Below are 16665 nucleotides of genomic sequence, written 5' to 3'. Positions count from 1 at the left end.
ACAGTTGTTTTCCCTCTCGCAGATGGTCGTCGTACCCGATGTCACACGGCGTCAAGCGCGGCGGATTCCCATGATCCGGTCGGGCGTTGTCCCCCGCCGATGACCAGACGTCACTCGTCAGGACACTCATCGCCCCACCGCCGTCCGCTGATATCCGCGCAGCGCGGGATAGAACGACAGGCCACCGATGATGAGCGTCCAAGCAGCCACCTCCCACAAGTCCGACGCAACCGGCCCGCCGACAGCGAGGGCGCGCATGGCATCGATCGCCGGTGTCATGGGTTGATGGGCGACAATCGGTTGCAGCCATCCAGGATAAGCATCGATGGGAGAAAATCCAGAATTGAAGAACATGAGCACACTGGACAGCAGGCCGAGAAACGGCACCAAGGGCGCCCCCGGACTGACGTTGACCGCCAGGGCGAGAACGAACATCGCATAACAAGCCCCGTATGCCATCGCGATGAGCAACATCGCGACCGCGGGAATCACGCCCTGGGTGAATCGGAACCCGATCAGGTGACCCGCCGCGAAGATCACCGTCGTGGTAGCGCAGACGCGCAAGACCTCGCCGATGATCCGCGAGGAGAAGTCCGCCGTCCGGTTCACCGGTAGCACCCACATCCGCGACAGGCGCCCTGTCCGCCGTTCCTCGTTCAGACGTGTGGCCGCGGCCACCGACCCGAACATCGCGCTCACCAGGACTATCAGCGGAACGGTCCCGAAGGCGCTGTTCTGCCCGGTCGCCTTGCCCACGATGTCGCCGAGGACCACCTTGAACATCAGCATGGTCAGCATCGGGAACACGATGATCTGGATCAGCGTCGGTACATCGCGCCAGATGACCAGCAACTGCCGGCCGGTGAGTGCGGCGGTCTGAGACCACCAGGCACGCGCCGAATTCTCCGCAGGCGCGGTCACGGTCGGGAAATGCAGCCCACCGTTCTCCGTGGTCTGAACGCTCATCGTCTCGACCTCCTCACCGACAGTGCGAAAAGCGAGAAGGCCAGAACCGCGAGTCCCAGACTCCAGTACACGGACGGCAAGACGATCTCCCATGTGAGATCGCCACTCTCCGCAAATCGCATGACCGTGGTGATCTGTGAGATCGGCTGATTCTCGACGAAGCCCTGAATCCACTCCGGAAACGCGGACAAAGGGACGAATCCCGTCGAGAGCATCCCCAGGATGAGTGTCGGAAAGGCGATCAATTGACTCGTCGACGTGGGAGACGAGGCCACCAAGCCGATCGCGTCCGCGGTCAACGCCAGCAACATCCCGAAACCACCCGCCACGGCCAGGACCACGACCGTTCCCCAGAGACCGGCCCCGTACTCCGTGTCCGGCCGCCAACCCATGAGAAGGCAGGCCGTGAGACCACACAGGAGTGCCACGGTCAGCATCACCACGTTCGTGGACGTTCGTGCCAGGAAAGGGATCACCGCAGGCATCGGAAGCACCCGGAACCGGTCATGGATGCGGTCACGTTCCAGAGCCGAGCGCATCGCCGCGGTGGAGGCCACAAAGGCCACCGACTGCAACATGACGATCGGCATCAGGAACTGCGCGTAATCGAAACCGGTGGTGTCCACCAGTTTTCGTAGAGGCAGGTAGAAGCACACCGCGAGGAGCGCCGGAGAGAGAAACGCCAGGAGAAACTCACCGTTTCGGGCGATCTTGCCGATTCCACGTGCGGTCAGCACCCACCACTGATGAATCGGACGGACACGCACCGATGGAGCATCTGCGACCGGATCGGTCTGCGAAGCCCTGTCTGTTTCCCGGTCTGATGGCAAGACCTGGGTCACGTCGACGACCCGTCGGGCCCGGTCAGGGCCAGGAACACCTCGTCCAGCGACGGACGCCGAAGCGCGATGTCGGAGAGGTGGATGTTCGCCGCTTCGGTGCGAACGATCACCTCGGAGAGCGTCTGCGGACCGTGGGGCGCCGGCACGGACACCGATCGGGCGGCGTCCTCACGGACCGAGCGTCCGACGAGGTCGCTCAGACATTCGCGCAACCTGGGCAGCTCGGCCGGGTCCGACGGGGTCACCTCGCAATAGGCTTCGCCCGTTGCCGCCTTGAGTTCGTTCGCACTTCCCTTGGCGATGACCCGACCCTTGTCGATGACGACGATCTCGTCCGCCATCGAATCGGCCTCCTCGAGATACTGAGTCGTCAGGAGGACGCCGATGCCGGTGGCACGCATCCGCTTGACGAGCGACCAGACCTCGAGGCGACTCCGTGGGTCCAGGCCCGTCGTCGGTTCGTCGAGGAACACGACCTTCGGTGCGGTCACCAGGCCGCAGGCGATGTCGACTCGACGTCGCATCCCGCCGGAGTACTGACCGACACGCTTGCCCGCGGCATCGGTCAGCCCGAAGGTTTCGAGCAGCTCATTGGCGCGCGACCGCGCCTGCTTCTTACTCATCCCGAGCAGCCGGCCGAACAAGATCAGGTTCTCGCGCCCGCTCAGCGCCTCGTCCAGAGCCGCGAACTGCCCGGTCAGCATGATGCTTCGACGAACCTGCGCGGCCTCCTTGGCCACATCGTGCCCATTGACCGTGGCGACTCCACCGTCCGGCTTCAGCAGTGTGCACAGCATGTTCACCGTAGTCGTCTTGCCGGCGCCATTGGGCCCCAGCAGCGCGACGATGCTGCCCGCCGCGACGGTGAAACTCACGTCTTCGACGGCCACCATGTCTTTGAAACGCTTGTGCAGGTTTTTCGCCTCGATGGCGGGGTGTGCGTCTTTTGCCCGAGCCGTCGACGTCGGAGAAGACGGTGACACAGGGGAGAGCGAGACAGAGTTCACAGCTTGCAGCGGTGCGGTCACTTCCGCTGACACCGACGCAGCGGAGTCCGAGTCGGAAACTGACGTCGAGGGGGCGGCGCCTTCTAGCACCCAACCGTTCTTGGGATCACTGCCGCCGACGCGATCCATGGCAGCCGAGTCTTCGGAGAGCGGCACGGAGTCGTTCGGCGCCGAGCTCTCTGACGTCGCAGCGGCAGTCGATATCGTCCCGTCTGCATCGACCCGGTCTGCTCTCGTGCCGTCCCCGTTCAGGGGAGGGTCGGCAGGCCCGGCCGTTTCGGCCCGCCACTGAAGCAACTTCTCCATGACGGGGTCGGGCCGAACGAAGGGGTCTTCGAACGCCTTCGGCTCTGCGAGATCGTCCCGTCGGTGACGGGGCGCGTAGGAAGCGACGGACGGTCGCTCACCACTGGCCTCGGTCATGTTTTCCTTTTCGCGTCGGAAACGGGAACGATCGGGACGGTGCCGCAACACGCGCATGCCGACCCACGGTTTGGAACAGACGTGCTCGTACTAGCCCACGGATACAAACTTACGCACGAATCTCCATCCGAGCTGTCATTCGACTGTGTCGCGTCGTGATCGAAATTAGTTACCGGAGCTATCGGTCAGGAGCTCGGCTCCCGGGGTTCATAGGCTTCCGTCGACATTACCGACATGGAGGACCGGCCGTTATACGGGCCGGTTCCATCGTCGAATGCGGCATTTGGCAGAGTTGAGACATGGACGCTCCGACCACCGACCATGAAGTCCTGACGTGCGAACTCAACGGCATCGCCTGTCGTGAACTCGCACAGCAGGTCGCCGACGACTCCTTCGTTCCCGACATCATCCTCGGTATCGCACGAGGAGGGCTCATTCCGGCCGGCACCATCGCCTACGGTCTCGACTGCAAACTCATGATCTCGCTGAACGTCGAGTTCTACACCGGGGTCGGTGAGACACTCGCGGAGCCGGTGATGCTCCCTTCCCTGTTGGAATCCAGCGGATTGACCGATCAGCGCGTGCTCGTCGTCGACGATGTCGCCGACACCGGGAAGACACTGAAACTGGTCAACGATTTCTGCGAGGAACAGGGTAGGGTCGCCGAAGTGCGTAACGCGGTGCTGTACCGGAAGCCACACACCATCACCGTGCCCGACTATGCGTGGCGCACCACCGACAAGTGGATCGACTTCCCCTGGTCCGTGCAGGGTCCGGTCGCGGCGGCCGCGAGATGACTTCAGACAAGACCGGCGCGCAGACAGCGGTGAGCGACAATCCCGCAGAGCGCCGATACGAGATCACCGTCGAGGGAACCACCGCGCCGGCCGGCTTCGCCGAATACCGCGACCGCGACGCCGGTTCAGACCCCGCCTCCGGCGTCGCGCGGGTCTTCTTCCACACCGAGGTCGATCCCGCCTTCGGCGGCCGCGGTCTGGCCACGATCCTCGTCCGTGAGGCACTCGACGACGCACGCGACCGCGGGCTGAGGATTGTCGGGGTGTGCCCGCTGGTGGCAGCCTTCCTCAAGAAGAACCCCGAGTATGCGAGCTTCGCCGAACCGGTGACGCCTGCCGCACTCACCTGGTTGCGTGCGCAGAAGCGCTAGCCCTGCCCTCAGGTGTCCTGGGTCGCCATCAGCCCAGGATCCGGATCGTCGACCTTGACGGTTGCACCATCGTGGTAAAACTCGATCTTCCGGAAACCCACAACGCCCTGCGCCACGATCGAGGCGACCAGCGGTCTGCCGGGCGGTAGAATTCGCGCTGTCAGTTCAGCCGCATCGCCGTTCAGGGCCGCGAGCTCGTCGACGAGCATTGCTCTCGCGCGCCGGATGACAGCGTTGCCCTCGCGTGAGACACCGTCGTCCAAAAGACGCACGGACGCTCCCTGCCGACGCGCTGTCCACACAGCCTCTCTCACTTCGGCGCAGTCCCAGGCGGGCGCCCGGATGATGTCCCTCATCTGAGCTTCGGTCAAACGGGTCTCCCCCACTTCCGCGGGCGTGAATTCGCAGCCGTCAGCGATTCGTCGGAGAATCGGACGGGCCCGCGCATCGAGTCGGGCCATCTGCCGATCACGTTCCCCGACCGCGGCGCGGGTCGCGGCCTCGGCCGCGGCGCGCGCGAAGATGTCTGCTCGTATGCGCCGGATTCGCTCGGGCATCGGCGTCGCCATCAGCGCGAAGAGGGTCGCGATCATCAGAACCGGGTAGCAGAACACGGTGTTACCCACGAGCACTCCGAACCCGACGCCGGTCATCGCACCGGCTGCCGCCGCGAAGGCGGTTCCGGATGCCGCACCAATCCAGGCGATCACCGGATGTCCGTACAACACGACCATGACGACAAGGATGGTCAGTGCCGAAGTCGCCGGCGTCGTCTGGAGGGTCATGTAGGTTGCCTGCGGCAGGCTTGCCAGCGAGACACCGAAGCCCGCCACCGTCGCCGCGGTGACGGCCCATGCTCGCCGTCGTGGCAACTCCGACCCCGAGAACCGCATGAGGGCGGCCGCCGCACCGACGAACATGACGAATCCGGCGACGAGTGCGAACCAGGTGGCCGGTGCGCGGACGTTCCAGCACGCGGCCACGGTGACGGCGAGGTGGACACAGCCATAAAACAGCAGGGCCCTCATCAACACCGGGGATCCCAGCCCGAACAGGTTGACCGCAGTCCGGTCGAGGTCGTCGAGCCCGGCGAATTCCGGCGAGGGAAAGTCAGTTCTCACGATGTCGCCAATCCAGCGTCACGACGGTCCCGAGACCGGGTGCGCTGCTCACCGTTGCCGCGCCTCCCGTCAACCGCGTCATCCGGGCATGTATCCCGCCGGCGATACCGAAGCGATGCGGATCGACGGCCGACGGATCGAATCCGGCCCCGTCATCGGCCACGATGACCCGAACATGCTCGGCGTCGAAATAGCCGTCCACCTCGCACCGCGAGCCCGCGCCAGCGTGTCGGTACCAGTTCCGTGTCGCCTCACCGACGCAGTCGGCCATCACGTCGACGATCTCGGTGGAGTACCGCCACTCGCCGGACGCCACGAGATAACAACGCACTGCTTCGCTGGTCGCCAGGGCCGCGGCTCGGATACGCGCCGCGAAGCCCTCCGCGTCGAGCAGCGTCGGTGTGCCCCTGCTCCTGTCGAGTTCCTCCAAAGCTGATCTTGCCTGTGCCGCCAGTCTCGGGTCCGGCGGCCCTGCTTGCACCGCGAGCAGGGTCGCGATCACCCGGTCGTGGATCAATGCTGCGAACCGCGCGCGTTCGGCCTCCTGCGCAGTGTCTGCAGCCGTTGCGGCAGCCGACCTCAGGAGTTCGGGATGCCGATCGTCGAGAGAGCGTACGTTACGCACCGTGGCGAACGCCACGGACAGGAATACACCGGCCAGGGCGATCGACAGCGGAGCACTCAGCAACTCGAGCGGTCTGACCTCTCCGTACCGCGCGATCTGGTTGGCGATGTGGACCAGGAACGTGTTCACCACCAGGGCGGCCAATGCCCACCGCGTTCTCGACATGATCACGAGTGCAAAACTCGGAACCGACGGAAACTGCAGCATCCACACCGCCCACCGCGCATCGTCGTCGGGCTCGCCCCGCCATGCCGGAAACCACAACGATGTCGCGACAAGGTACCCGCATGCGCAGGCGATGACCAAGCCGTCGAGGTGTCTCGGAATCGGCAACAAGGTGGAGACCACAACAAAAACAGCCGGCGTGGCCACGAGCCCGAAGCTGACCGCAGTCCACCACGGATCGGTGATCTCGGCATGCCGGATCGCCACCGGAACCATCAACAGGCAGAACAGAAGCAATCCGCAACCGACGAAACGGCAGCCGATCCGCTGTTGCCGGGCGAGGTCCGAGTCGTCCTCGCGTCGGCCTCCCCCCATACCCTGCCGGAGCATGGATGCTCGATGGCGGAGTTCGGCGACGGCCGTCCCTCCAACACTCACGCGGTGCGCGACCGCATCTCCGACCGCCCGCATCACGTCGCCCGTGTGGCGGTCGTGCTCGCCTCGGTCTCCGGGTCACCGGCCAACGGATCGACACCGAACGCGATCAGCGAGACAGTGTCACCTGCGTCGACCCCGACGGTCGCCAGTGCGTCGCGGCCGGGTGGTTGGATGCGCACGGTCACCCGTCCGCCGTCGGTCCCGTCGAGCACGTCCTCGACCGCGACGGCGAGTTGAGCACGCGCCATGGTCGCGTGCGCGTCGTTGAGCGTGGCCAACCCGCCGTCGTCGAGCAGAACGACGCGCACACCCCGCTGACGCGCCCGCCACGCCGCGTCCCGGACCATCGGGAGGTCGAGCCCGGAGGCACGGATGCCGTCGCGTAACTGCGCCTCGAGCAGCCGGGCCGTGGCCACCTCGTCGGCGGTGAAGGTCTCGCGGCGCGCCATGCGTGTGAGGACGGGGCGTGCGCGTTCGTCGAGAGCGGCGAGACGTCGGTCCCGCACCTCGGTGGCCGCAGCGGCGGCGGCGTCGAGCGCCGCCTGGCGTTCGTTGGCCTCGCGTAGTTCGTAGATGTTGCGGGCCATCGGGCGCAGCATGACGGAGAACAGCGACCCCATGATCATGATCGCGTATCCCGGCAGGGTGATCGACAGTCCCCAGACCGCTCCCGCAGTCGAGACGGCGCCCCACACGCCCGCGATGACGCTGATGCAACCGCTCGCGAGCCACGCCGCCAGGGGACGACCGCGCACCGCGACGAAGGCCAGGATGATCACCGATGCCCCCATCGGCGGCCCGGTCTGCATCACGTGCGACGGCGGCGACGGCAACGAGAACAGCGTCACGGCCACGGCCGAGACAGTCATCGCGGCGATGACGGAGGTCGTCGACCCGGGCAGCGGATCCCCGGGGGAATCGAGGATCGTCATCCCGGCGACGACGAACAGCACGAATCCGGCGAACAGTCCGATCCACTGCCACCACCCCGTGATGGCCGAGTCGGCGTACAGCGTCACGGCGAAATAACCGCATGCGAAGACGCCCATCATCAGCCACAGGGGTCGCGACCCGATACCGAATGCGTTGACGACCTCGCCGCGTTCGGCGTTCTCGATGCCGCGGGCACATTCGCGTCTCACGGCCGCTCCCACAGGATCTGCACCGTGGTCCCCCGACCTGCGCGACTGTGCACCCGCGCGTGACCGCCGGGCAGTCTCGCGAGGCGACCGCGGATGCTCACGGCTATTCCCAGTCGGCCGACCGCCACCGACTCGGGATCGAACCCGACGCCGTTGTCGACGACCGCCATGCTCAATGCGTCGGGCGCCAACTGCACGATGACGGCACATTCGGCGTCGTCCCCGGCGTGGCGCAGCACGTTCCGCAACGCCTCCGACATCGCCTCGACGACCGCGTCGAGGACCTCGACGGGATACGAGGCCGGTTCCGGACCTGGACCGTCCACGCCGTCCTGGTCAACGGGGTCTTGGTCATCAGTGTTCTCGTCACCCACGACCGCCACGTCGAAGCGTTCGGAGATGTCGGCGGCGGCCGAGCGGATGCGTCGGACCACCTCGACATCCGGAATGGTGTCCGCATCGCCGGGTCCCGGCACCCGGGCGAGCTCCTCGAGGGCCGACGCGGCCTGTGCCGCGAGCCTCTCATCGGGGCGCCCCGGCCGGACCGCGAGGAGCGAGGCGATGACCCGGTCGTGCACGATGGCGTCGAAGCGCGCCTTCTCCACCTCGCGGGCCGAAGCGGCGGCCACGTTGGCCGCGGTGCGGTAGGTCTCCTCACGCGTCTCGTCGAGCTCGCGCCCGGTGCGCGTCGCGACCAGCACGACCGCGAGGAAGACACCGGTGAACACCAGCGACCACAGGATCTCCACGGGCGCATCGGAAGTCACCTCACCGAATCGGCCGAGCTGCTGGGAGATATGCGCGAGGGTCGACGACACGAGCAGACCCGCCACTGCGAGACGCGGCCGCACGAGCATCAGCACCATGCTCGGCATACCGCAGAAGGCGACCATCCACTGCGCCGAGTCGTCGGGATTCGTCAGGGTCGTCCCGTTCCAGGCCACGAACCACAGACCCAGGCCGAGGATGTACCCGGCCCAGGTCGTCAGGGCGAGCGGGGTGAGCCACGCCGTGCCCGGTCGAAAGGTCGCCGCGATCACCAGGATTCCTGGTCCGACCGACAGCAGGATGCTCAGCGGTGGCCACCAGGCGTCGGTCAGCGGCGCCGAGGCGAGGATCGACGCCGCCGAGACCACGGGGTACCCGATGAAACCCAGGCCCAGGAAGCGAGCGCCCACCCGGCGGACGCGGTCCAGATCCGGCTCCGCCGAACCCGATTCGAATGCGCGCCGCACCCACGCGGGTCGTGCGGGGGTGTCGCCGCTCGCGAGATCGGTGGTGGGCATCGCGTCTCAGCCTCACACCGTCCGGCTCGACCGGTCAATCCCCTGTTGAGACCAAATACGACGAAACCGGCCCGCTCCCTTTGGGGAACGGGCCGGTGACGGTAGAACTCGTTGGAGAGGGCTTACTTGGCCTTCTCCAGCACCTCGACGAGACGCCAGTGCTTGGTCGCCGACAGCGGGCGGGTCTCCATGATCCGCACGCGGTCACCGACGCCGGCATCGCCGTTCTCGTCGTGGGCCTTGACCTTGCTCGTGGTCCGGATGATCTTGCCGTAGAGCGGGTGGCTCTTACGATCTTCCAGCTCGACCACGATGGTCTTCTGCATCTTGTCGCTGACCACGTAGCCGATGCGCTCCTTGCGGCGTGCGCGCACCTCGGTCTGGGTTTCGGTCACCTTCTGGTCCTCACTCATGCGTCATCACCATCCGGTCCGGACGCCAGGCCCAGCTCCCGTTCGCGCATCACGGTGTAGATACGCGCGATCTCGCGACGCACGGTCCGCAGGCGACGGTTGTTGTCGAGCTGGCCGGTGGCCATCTGGAACCGAAGGTTGAACAGTTCTTCCTTCGACTCTTTCAGGCGATCGACCAGATCAGCGTCGTTGAGCTCACGAAGCTCGTTCGCAGCAACTCCGAGTGCCATCAGAACTGCTCCTCTCTGGTCACGATCCTGGTCTTGATGGGGAGCTTGTGCTGCGCGCGACGCAGGGCCTCGCGAGCGATCTCCTCATTCGGGTAGGTCATCTCGAACAGCACGCGACCCGGCTTGACCGGGGCGACCCACCACTCGGGCGAACCCTTACCCGAACCCATGCGGGTCTCGGCCGGCTTCTTGGTCAGCGGGCGGTCCGGGAAGATGTTGATCCAGACCTTGCCGCCACGCTTGATGTGCCGGTTGATCGCGATACGAGCGGACTCGATCTGACGGTTGGTGATGTACGCGCCTTCCAGAGCCTGGATGCCGTAATCGCCGAACGTCACCTTGGTGCCGCCCTTGGCCTGCCCCTTGAGGCTGGGGTGGTGCTGCTTGCGGTGCTTGACCCGACGTGGGATCAACATGGCCTAGCCCTCCTGCTTCTCAGCCGCACCAGCGGTGGCCTCGGCGGGAGCGGCCTCGGCCGCGCGAGCGGCGTCGGTGCTCGTCGCAGTGGTGCCCGAGGCACCGCTACGCCGGGGCCGGCTGGGCCGGCGCGGACGGCGATCCTCGGCTGCCGGAGCGGCCGCGGCCAGCTCACGACGTCCACCGACGATGTCGCCCTTGTAGATCCACACCTTCACGCCGATCCGGCCGAAGGTGGTCTTGGCTTCGTAGAGTCCGTAGTCGATGTCGGCGCGCAGCGTGTGCAGCGGCACGCGACCCTCGCGGTAGAACTCACTGCGGCTCATCTCTGCGCCGCCCAGACGACCCGAGCACTGGACCCGGATGCCCTTCACGTTCGGCTGACGCATCGCCGACTGGATCGCCTTGCGCATCGCGCGGCGGAAGGCCACACGGTTGCTCAGCTGCTCGGCGACGCCCTGGGCCACCAGCTGGGCCTCGGACTCGGCGTTCTTGACCTCGAGGATGTTCAGCTGGACCTGCTTGCCGGTCAGCTTCTCCAGGTCGCCGCGGATGCGATCGGCCTCGGCGCCACGGCGACCGATGACGATGCCCGGACGCGCGGTGTGGATGTCGACGCGAACCCGGTCACGGGTGCGTTCGATCTCCACCTTCGCGATGCCGGCCCGCTCGAGCCCCGTGGAGAGGAGCTTGCGGATGGCGACATCCTCTTTGACGTAGTCCGCGTACTGCTTGTCGGCGTACCACCGCGACTTCCAGTCGGTGGTGATGCCCAGACGGAAGCCGTGCGGGTTGATTTTCTGGCCCACTACTAGGCTCCCTTCTTCTTCGGCTGACGCGAACGGCCACGGCCGCCGGCTGCCTTCTCCGGCAGGCTCTCCACGACCACGGTGATGTGGCTGGTGCGCTTGCGGATACGGAACGCACGACCCTGCGCGCGCGGCTGGAAGCGCTTGAGGGTCGGGCCCTCGTCGGCGAACGCGGTGGCGACGACCAGGGTCCGGCGATCCAGATCCAGGTTGTTCTCCGCGTTGGCGACGGCACTTGCCAGGACCTTGTACACGGGCTCGGACGCCGACTGCGGTGCGAACCGCAGGATGTCGAGAGCCTCGTCCACGTTCTTGCCGCGGACCAGGTCCAGGACACGACGAGCCTTCATCGGCGCGACGCGCACGAACTTGGCGGTCGCCTTTGCTGTCGGATTATCGGTCTGCGTAGTCATTACCGGCGCTTCGCTTTCCGGTCATCCTTGATGTGACCCTTGAAGGTACGGGTGGGGGCGAACTCGCCCAGCTTGTGCCCGACCATCGAATCCGAGATGAACACCGGCACGTGCTTGCGGCCGTCGTGGACGGCAAAGGTGTGACCGATGAAGTCGGGAATGATGGTCGAACGACGGGACCAGGTCTTGATGACCTGCTTGGTGCCCTTCTCGTTCTGGACATCCACCTTCTTCAGGAGGTGGTCGTCGACGAACGGGCCCTTCTTGAGGCTGCGTGGCATTCTCTTACCTCCTCCTGTTATCGCTTGTTCTTGCCGGTACGACGGCGGCGGACGATCAGCTTGTCGCTGGCCTTGTTCTTGCGGGTACGGCCCTCGGGCTTGCCCCACGGGCTGACCGGGTGGCGACCACCGGAGGTCTTGCCCTCACCACCACCGTGCGGGTGGTCGACCGGGTTCATGACGACACCACGGACGGTCGGGCGCTTGCCCTTCCAGCGCATACGGCCGGCCTTGCCCCAGTTGATGTTGCTCTGCTCGGCGTTGCCCACCTCGCCGACGGTGGCGCGGCAGCGCACGTCGACGCGACGGATCTCGCCGGAGGGCATACGCAGGGTGGCGTAGGTGCCTTCCTTGCCCAGCAGCTGGATCGACGATCCCGCGCTGCGGGCCATCTTCGCGCCGCCACCCGGACGCAGCTCCACGGCGTGGACCTGGGTACCGGTCGGGATGTTGCGCAGCGGCAGGTTGTTGCCGGGCTTGATGTCGGCGGTCGAGCCGCTCTCGACGACGTCACCCTGCTTCAGGCCCTTGGGCGCGATGATGTAGCGCTTCTCGCCGTCGACGTAGTGCAGCAACGCGATCCGCGCGGTGCGGTTCGGGTCGTACTCGATGTGAGCGACCTTGGCGTTGATGCCGTCCTTGTCGTTGCGACGGAAGTCGATCAGACGGTAGGCGCGCTTGTGACCGCCACCCTTGTGACGAGTGGTGATGCGGCCGTGAGCGTTTCGGCCACCACGCCCGTGCAGCGGACGCACCAGCGACTTCTCCGGGTGGTCACGGGTGACCTCGGCGAAGTCGGAGCCGCTGGCCCCACGACGACCCGGGGTCGTCGGCTTGTACTTACGAATAGCCATGAGTCTCTAGTCCTTCTCTGGGCGCCCCGGTCAGCTGACCGAGCCCCCGAAGATCTCGATGGGCTTGCTGTCTGCGGTCAGCGACACGATGGCGCGCTTGGTGGACTTGCGCTGGCCGTAGCCGGTGCGGGTCCGCTTGCGCTTGCCCTGTCGGTTCGCGGTGTTGACGCTGGCAACGCTGACACCGAAGATCTTCTCGATCGCGATCTTGATCTCGGTCTTGTTGGACTCCGGGTGCACCAGGAAGGTGTACACGTTGTCCTCCATGAGCCCGTAGGACTTCTCCGAGATCACGGGCGCCAGGATGATGTCGCGCGGGTCGGCAACGGTCGCCATGTCAGGCCTCCTCTGCTGTCTTCTCGACGGCAGCCTTGGCATCCGCCGTGTTCTGCTCGATGAAGGCATTGAGCGTCTCGACGCTGAACACCACCTCGTCCGAATCCAGGACGTCGTAGGTGTTGAGCTGGTCCGGAACGATCGGCAGCACGTTCTGCAGGTTCGCGACACTCAGCCACGCCGTCAGGTCCTCGCGGCCGAGCACGACCAGGAACTTACGACGATCGGAGAGGCTCTCCAGGAACTGACGCGCCGACTTGGTCGAGGGCTTCTGCCCGGAGACCAGTTCGGTGATCACGTGGATGCGCTCGTTACGAGCGCGGTCGCTCAGCGCACCGCGCAGTGCGGCCGCCTTCATCTTCTTGGGGGTGCGCTGGCTGTAGTCGCGCGGCTGCGGGCCGTGGACGGTGCCACCGCCGGCGAACTGCGGCGCGCGGGTCGAACCCTGACGCGCACGGCCGGTGCCCTTCTGGCGGTACGGCTTGGCGCCACCGCCGCGGACCTCGCCGCGGGTCTTGGTGGAGTGCGTGCCCTGGCGTGCCGCGGCCTGCTGGGCCACGACGACCTGGTGCATCAGCGCGATGTTGGCCGGGGCGTCGAAGAGCGCGGCGGGCAGGTCAACGGTTCCGTTGGTCTTGCCGTCGGCGGTCTTGACGTCCAGCGTCAGCTTGGTAGCCGTCTCGGTGCTCATTTGGCACCACCCTTCACTGCGTCGCGAACCATCACGATGCCGCCCTTGCGGCCCGGGATCGCTCCCTTGATCAGCAGGAGACCGGCCTCGGCGTCCACCTTGTGGACGGTGAGGTTCTGCGTGGTCACCTTGTCGTTACCCATGCGGCCTGCCATGCGCATGCCCTTGAACACGCGACCCGGGGTGGCGCAGCCACCGATCGAGCCCGGAGCGCGGTGCACGCGGTGGGCACCGTGGCTGGCGCCCAGACCGGCGAAGCCGTGACGCTTCATGACGCCGGCGAAGCCCTTGCCCTTGGAGGTGCCGGTGACGTCGACCAGCGCGCCGTCGGCGAAGATCTCGGCGGTCAGTTCCTGACCGACCTCGAACTCGGCGACGTCGTTAACGCGGATCTCGGCCAGGTGGCGGCGCGGGGTGACCCCGGCCTTGCCGAACTGGCCGGCGACCGGCTTGGTCACCTTGCGGGGATCGACGGCGCCGTAGGCGAGCTGGACGGCGGTGTAGCCGTCACGGTCCGCGGTGCGGAGCTGGGTGATCACGTTCGGGCCGGCCTGGATGACAGTCACCGGGACGACGCGGTTGTTCTCGTCGAAGACCTGGGTCATGCCGAGCTTGGTGCCCAGGATGCCCTTGGTCGAACTCTGATTGCTCATGTGTTATCTCGCCCCCGTCCTACTGGATGTTGACGTCGACGCTGGCCGGCAGGTCGATGCGCATGAGCGCGTCGACCGTCTTCGGTGTCGGGTCGAGGATGTCGATGAGTCGCTTGTGGGTACGCATCTCGAAGTGTTCGCGGCTGTCCTTGTACTTGTGCGGCGAACGGATGACGCAGTACACGTTCTTCTCGGTGGGCAATGGCACCGGGCCGACGACGCGTGCCCCGGTACGGGTCACGGTCTCCACGATCTTGCGCGCCGAAGCGTCGATCGCCTCGTGGTCGTAGGCCTTGAGCCTGATGCGGATCTTTTGTCCCGCCACGCTGTGTCCTCTTCCGTCAGTTGTTCTCGACAGACAAACACCGCGTGATCTGGACCGACCTCTCGCCGGCTGAGCACATGACCACCGTGTGAGATACGGCAATCGACGCTGTTCATCTGTCGTTGTACGTTGGCTCGCACCTGGTACGAGCCGGTTTGCTCCGGCACCCGCGGTCGGGCGTGTCGGGACCGTGAACCGATATCGGCGCACGCGTTACACGCCCAGTCCCCGTAGACCGGGCCTGGGAGTCATTCACCTGATCGCGACCGCGGGTCTGGCACATGGCACAACCTGCGTCCGCCGGTCAAGGCAACCCGAACAGTATGCATCAGGTCGGGAGCACGATCAAATCAGCGCCGGTGGCCGTAGGCAGGAACCTTACCTGACCGATGAGTAAGATACCGCCATGAGTTCCACGAACCCCACCTTCGCCCTGCGCAAGAAGCTGCCCGCCAATCCGCTGGGCAACGTCCTCTTCTCTCTCGGCATGGTCGCGAAGGTCCCGTACTTCGGCACCGTCCTGCCTCTGGTGCAGGAGATGGAGCCCGGCTACTGCAAGGTCACCGCACCCAACTGGTTCGGCGTCCACAACCACATCGGCACCTTCCACGCGATCGCGGCGTGCAACCTCGCCGAGGCCGCGATGGGGATGCTGATGGAGGCCACCACGCCCACGACCCACCGTTGGATTCCCAAGGCGATGCAGACCAGCTATCTGACGAAAGCCACGACACGCCTGACCGCCGAGGCGCGACTGGCCGACCCCGTCGACTTCGACGCGATCACCACCGGCACCGACGTCACCGTGTCGGTGAGCATCGTCGACACCGAGGGGGTCGAGGTCGTGCACTGCGACATCACCACCTGGGTGACACGGGCCTGACCGGCAGACCTACTGCGAATATGAGCCGGGCGAACGATAGACGAATCGCACATACATGAGTATAGAAGGTGCGATACTCACCTATCGCTACGGGACGGATTTCCATGACGGCAACCACTGTCTCGAGTCGTACGCATCCGTGTTAAAGGTCGACGAGGCAGAGGTTCAATTCATGGCGCAAGGCGGCGGAACGGTAGATCCTTTCAGCGAGTCGTACGACATCATCGAACACCTTAGAATGGCGAAGCTTCGCGAGCGGACAACGCCTTCGGATGTTCTCGGAGATGTCGCGAAATCGCTGCGCTTCCAGTTCCTGTCGCATTACTGCGGCATGACTCCGAAGTGGCGGGTGAAACTGCGAGGAATGCACGGTAAGCGAACATTGCCCGATTTTGCCTGTGTAGGCGCCTTGAAGAGTGGCACGAGCGACCTGTCCACCTACTTGTTCCAGCACCCGAGCATGTTGCCGCCGTTGAGCAAAGAAATCCACACAACTCGAGTCGCCGACTGGCTGCCGCACTACCCGACCGTGGCCGAGAAGAACGCCGTTGTCGACCGCACCGGACAGGCACTCTCGGGTTACTTCAATCCGTGGATGCACAAAGTCGACCTCATTCGTAATTTCCACGCGGCGAACCCCGATGCAAAAATCATTGTGATGCTTCGTAATCCCACAGATCGCGCATATTCGCATTACAAGTGGGATTTCCTGGTCGGCGGCAAGGCGGCGAGGCACCGACCCGAATATGCCAGTTACGCGGAGTACATCGATTTCTGCCTGAAGCTGTTCCCCGCGACTCCAGCCCCGTCGTTATGTGGCTTTCCGCTTCTCCAGTCGGGAATCTATGTCACATCGCTGGCACTGTGGATGGACACATTCGGGCGCGAAAATGTACACGTCGTGCTGTCCGAGGATTTTTTCCGGGACACGAATGCGACCATCTGCGGAATTCATGAATTCCTCGGTCTCGCGCCCGAGGCGCCCGCACCTCACCCCATCGTAAACCAGAACCCCGTATCGACCCCGCCTCAAGACGAGTCCGCGCGGAGACGACTGCACCAGTTCTACCGCCCATGGAACGAGCGGCTCTCCTCCCTGCTCGACCGGGATCTCGGCTGGGACAGCCACGAATCCGTGAGGTGACTGCTTGCCGATCGGAGCGATAACGCACAGACG

At 65.4% G+C, this 16665-nt stretch carries 22 protein-coding genes; 4 read left to right on the top strand and 18 right to left on the bottom strand.

Annotation, left to right across the window (positions count from 1 at the left end; genetic code table 11):
* Positions 1–126 precede the first annotated feature (126 nt).
* The 3 genes from JW364_RS14120 to JW364_RS14110 form a co-directional block, all read right to left on the bottom strand.
* On the bottom strand, positions 127–966 hold the full coding sequence (locus JW364_RS14120; RefSeq protein WP_205333727.1) for an ABC transporter permease: 840 nt from the start codon (positions 964–966) through the stop codon (positions 127–129).
* Complete coding sequence (locus tag JW364_RS14115; protein ID WP_307814792.1) at positions 963–1733, bottom strand: ABC transporter permease; 771 nt, start codon at positions 1731–1733, stop codon at positions 963–965. The genes JW364_RS14120 and JW364_RS14115 overlap by 4 nt, the downstream gene beginning before the upstream one ends.
* 71 nt (positions 1734–1804) lie before the next feature.
* Positions 1805–3238, bottom strand: a complete 1434-nt coding sequence (locus JW364_RS14110) for an ATP-binding cassette domain-containing protein (protein ID WP_205333726.1) — start codon at positions 3236–3238, stop codon at positions 1805–1807.
* A gap of 299 nt (positions 3239–3537) precedes the next feature.
* Here JW364_RS14110 and JW364_RS14105 point away from each other — a divergent pair, with 299 nt between their 5' ends.
* Positions 3538–4035, top strand: a complete 498-nt coding sequence (locus JW364_RS14105) for a phosphoribosyltransferase (RefSeq protein WP_205333725.1) — start codon at positions 3538–3540, stop codon at positions 4033–4035.
* A complete protein-coding gene (locus tag JW364_RS14100) occupies positions 4032–4406 on the top strand; it encodes a GNAT family N-acetyltransferase (protein WP_205333724.1) in 375 nt (124 codons plus the stop codon). Before JW364_RS14105 ends, JW364_RS14100 begins: the two co-directional genes overlap by 4 nt.
* An 8-nt stretch (positions 4407–4414) precedes the next feature.
* Here JW364_RS14100 and JW364_RS14095 read toward each other — a convergent pair whose 3' ends face one another.
* The 15 genes from JW364_RS14095 to rpsJ form a co-directional block, all read right to left on the bottom strand.
* Positions 4415–5527 carry a hypothetical protein gene (locus JW364_RS14095; RefSeq protein ID WP_307814789.1) on the bottom strand — a complete coding sequence of 371 codons (1113 nt, stop codon included), beginning with the start codon at positions 5525–5527 and terminating at the stop codon, positions 4415–4417.
* Positions 5517–6755 (bottom strand): ATP-binding protein, encoded by a 1239-nt coding sequence (locus JW364_RS14090; RefSeq protein WP_307814788.1) that lies wholly within the window; start codon positions 6753–6755, stop codon positions 5517–5519. The genes JW364_RS14095 and JW364_RS14090 overlap by 11 nt, the downstream gene beginning before the upstream one ends.
* 32 nt (positions 6756–6787) lie before the next feature.
* Entirely contained in the window at positions 6788–7897 is a 1110-nt protein-coding gene (locus tag JW364_RS14085; RefSeq protein ID WP_307814787.1) for a hypothetical protein, read from the bottom strand.
* A complete protein-coding gene (locus JW364_RS14080) occupies positions 7894–9183 on the bottom strand; it encodes a sensor histidine kinase (RefSeq protein ID WP_205333723.1) in 1290 nt (429 codons plus the stop codon). Before JW364_RS14080 ends, JW364_RS14085 begins: the two co-directional genes overlap by 4 nt.
* Before the next feature lie 122 nt (positions 9184–9305).
* Complete coding sequence (gene rpsQ, locus JW364_RS14075) at positions 9306–9596, bottom strand: 30S ribosomal protein S17 (RefSeq protein WP_058252339.1); 291 nt, start codon at positions 9594–9596, stop codon at positions 9306–9308.
* Entirely contained in the window at positions 9593–9826 is a 234-nt protein-coding gene (gene rpmC, locus JW364_RS14070; protein WP_004020547.1) for a 50S ribosomal protein L29, read from the bottom strand. Before rpmC ends, rpsQ begins: the two co-directional genes overlap by 4 nt.
* Entirely contained in the window at positions 9826–10242 is a 417-nt protein-coding gene (rplP, locus tag JW364_RS14065; RefSeq protein WP_004020548.1) for a 50S ribosomal protein L16, read from the bottom strand. The genes rpmC and rplP overlap by 1 nt, the downstream gene beginning before the upstream one ends.
* Before the next feature lie 3 nt (positions 10243–10245).
* Positions 10246–11052: a 30S ribosomal protein S3 gene (rpsC, locus tag JW364_RS14060; protein WP_004020549.1), complete on the bottom strand. Its 807-nt coding sequence runs from the start codon at positions 11050–11052 to the stop codon at positions 10246–10248.
* Positions 11053–11054: 2 nt separating this feature from the next.
* On the bottom strand, positions 11055–11465 hold the full coding sequence (gene rplV / locus JW364_RS14055; RefSeq protein WP_205333722.1) for a 50S ribosomal protein L22: 411 nt from the start codon (positions 11463–11465) through the stop codon (positions 11055–11057).
* Positions 11465–11746, bottom strand: coding sequence for a 30S ribosomal protein S19 (gene rpsS, locus JW364_RS14050; RefSeq protein WP_004020551.1), 282 nt, complete (start codon positions 11744–11746; stop codon positions 11465–11467). Before rpsS ends, rplV begins: the two co-directional genes overlap by 1 nt.
* A gap of 17 nt (positions 11747–11763) precedes the next feature.
* Positions 11764–12600: a 50S ribosomal protein L2 gene (gene rplB, locus JW364_RS14045; protein WP_004020552.1), complete on the bottom strand. Its 837-nt coding sequence runs from the start codon at positions 12598–12600 to the stop codon at positions 11764–11766.
* Positions 12601–12630: 30 nt separating this feature from the next.
* Positions 12631–12936 carry a 50S ribosomal protein L23 gene (gene rplW / locus JW364_RS14040; RefSeq protein ID WP_058252341.1) on the bottom strand — a complete coding sequence of 102 codons (306 nt, stop codon included), beginning with the start codon at positions 12934–12936 and terminating at the stop codon, positions 12631–12633.
* A 1-nt stretch (position 12937) separates the two neighbouring features.
* The gene (gene rplD, locus JW364_RS14035; RefSeq protein ID WP_205333721.1) at positions 12938–13627 is read right to left on the bottom strand and encodes a 50S ribosomal protein L4; all 690 of its coding nucleotides are present in this window, start codon (positions 13625–13627) and stop codon (positions 12938–12940) included.
* Positions 13624–14280: a 50S ribosomal protein L3 gene (rplC, locus tag JW364_RS14030; protein WP_058252343.1), complete on the bottom strand. Its 657-nt coding sequence runs from the start codon at positions 14278–14280 to the stop codon at positions 13624–13626. Before rplC ends, rplD begins: the two co-directional genes overlap by 4 nt.
* Positions 14281–14299: 19 nt before the next feature.
* Positions 14300–14605: a 30S ribosomal protein S10 gene (rpsJ, locus tag JW364_RS14025; RefSeq protein WP_003938093.1), complete on the bottom strand. Its 306-nt coding sequence runs from the start codon at positions 14603–14605 to the stop codon at positions 14300–14302.
* Positions 14606–15011: 406 nt separating this feature from the next.
* Between rpsJ and JW364_RS14020 the strand changes: the two genes are divergently transcribed.
* Together JW364_RS14020 and JW364_RS14015 are read left to right on the top strand one after the other, a co-directional pair.
* Positions 15012–15488, top strand: a complete 477-nt coding sequence (locus JW364_RS14020) for a hotdog fold domain-containing protein (RefSeq protein ID WP_205333720.1) — start codon at positions 15012–15014, stop codon at positions 15486–15488.
* A gap of 172 nt (positions 15489–15660) precedes the next feature.
* Positions 15661–16632, top strand: coding sequence for a sulfotransferase domain-containing protein (locus tag JW364_RS14015; protein ID WP_205334523.1), 972 nt, complete (start codon positions 15661–15663; stop codon positions 16630–16632).
* Positions 16633–16665 lie beyond the last annotated feature (33 nt).

Origin of the sequence: Gordonia sp. BP-119, assembly GCF_016924115.1 — a bacterium.
Classification (GTDB): Bacteria; Actinomycetota; Actinomycetes; order Mycobacteriales; family Mycobacteriaceae; genus Gordonia; species Gordonia hongkongensis.
This window is presented reverse-complemented; position numbering and strand designations above follow the sequence as displayed.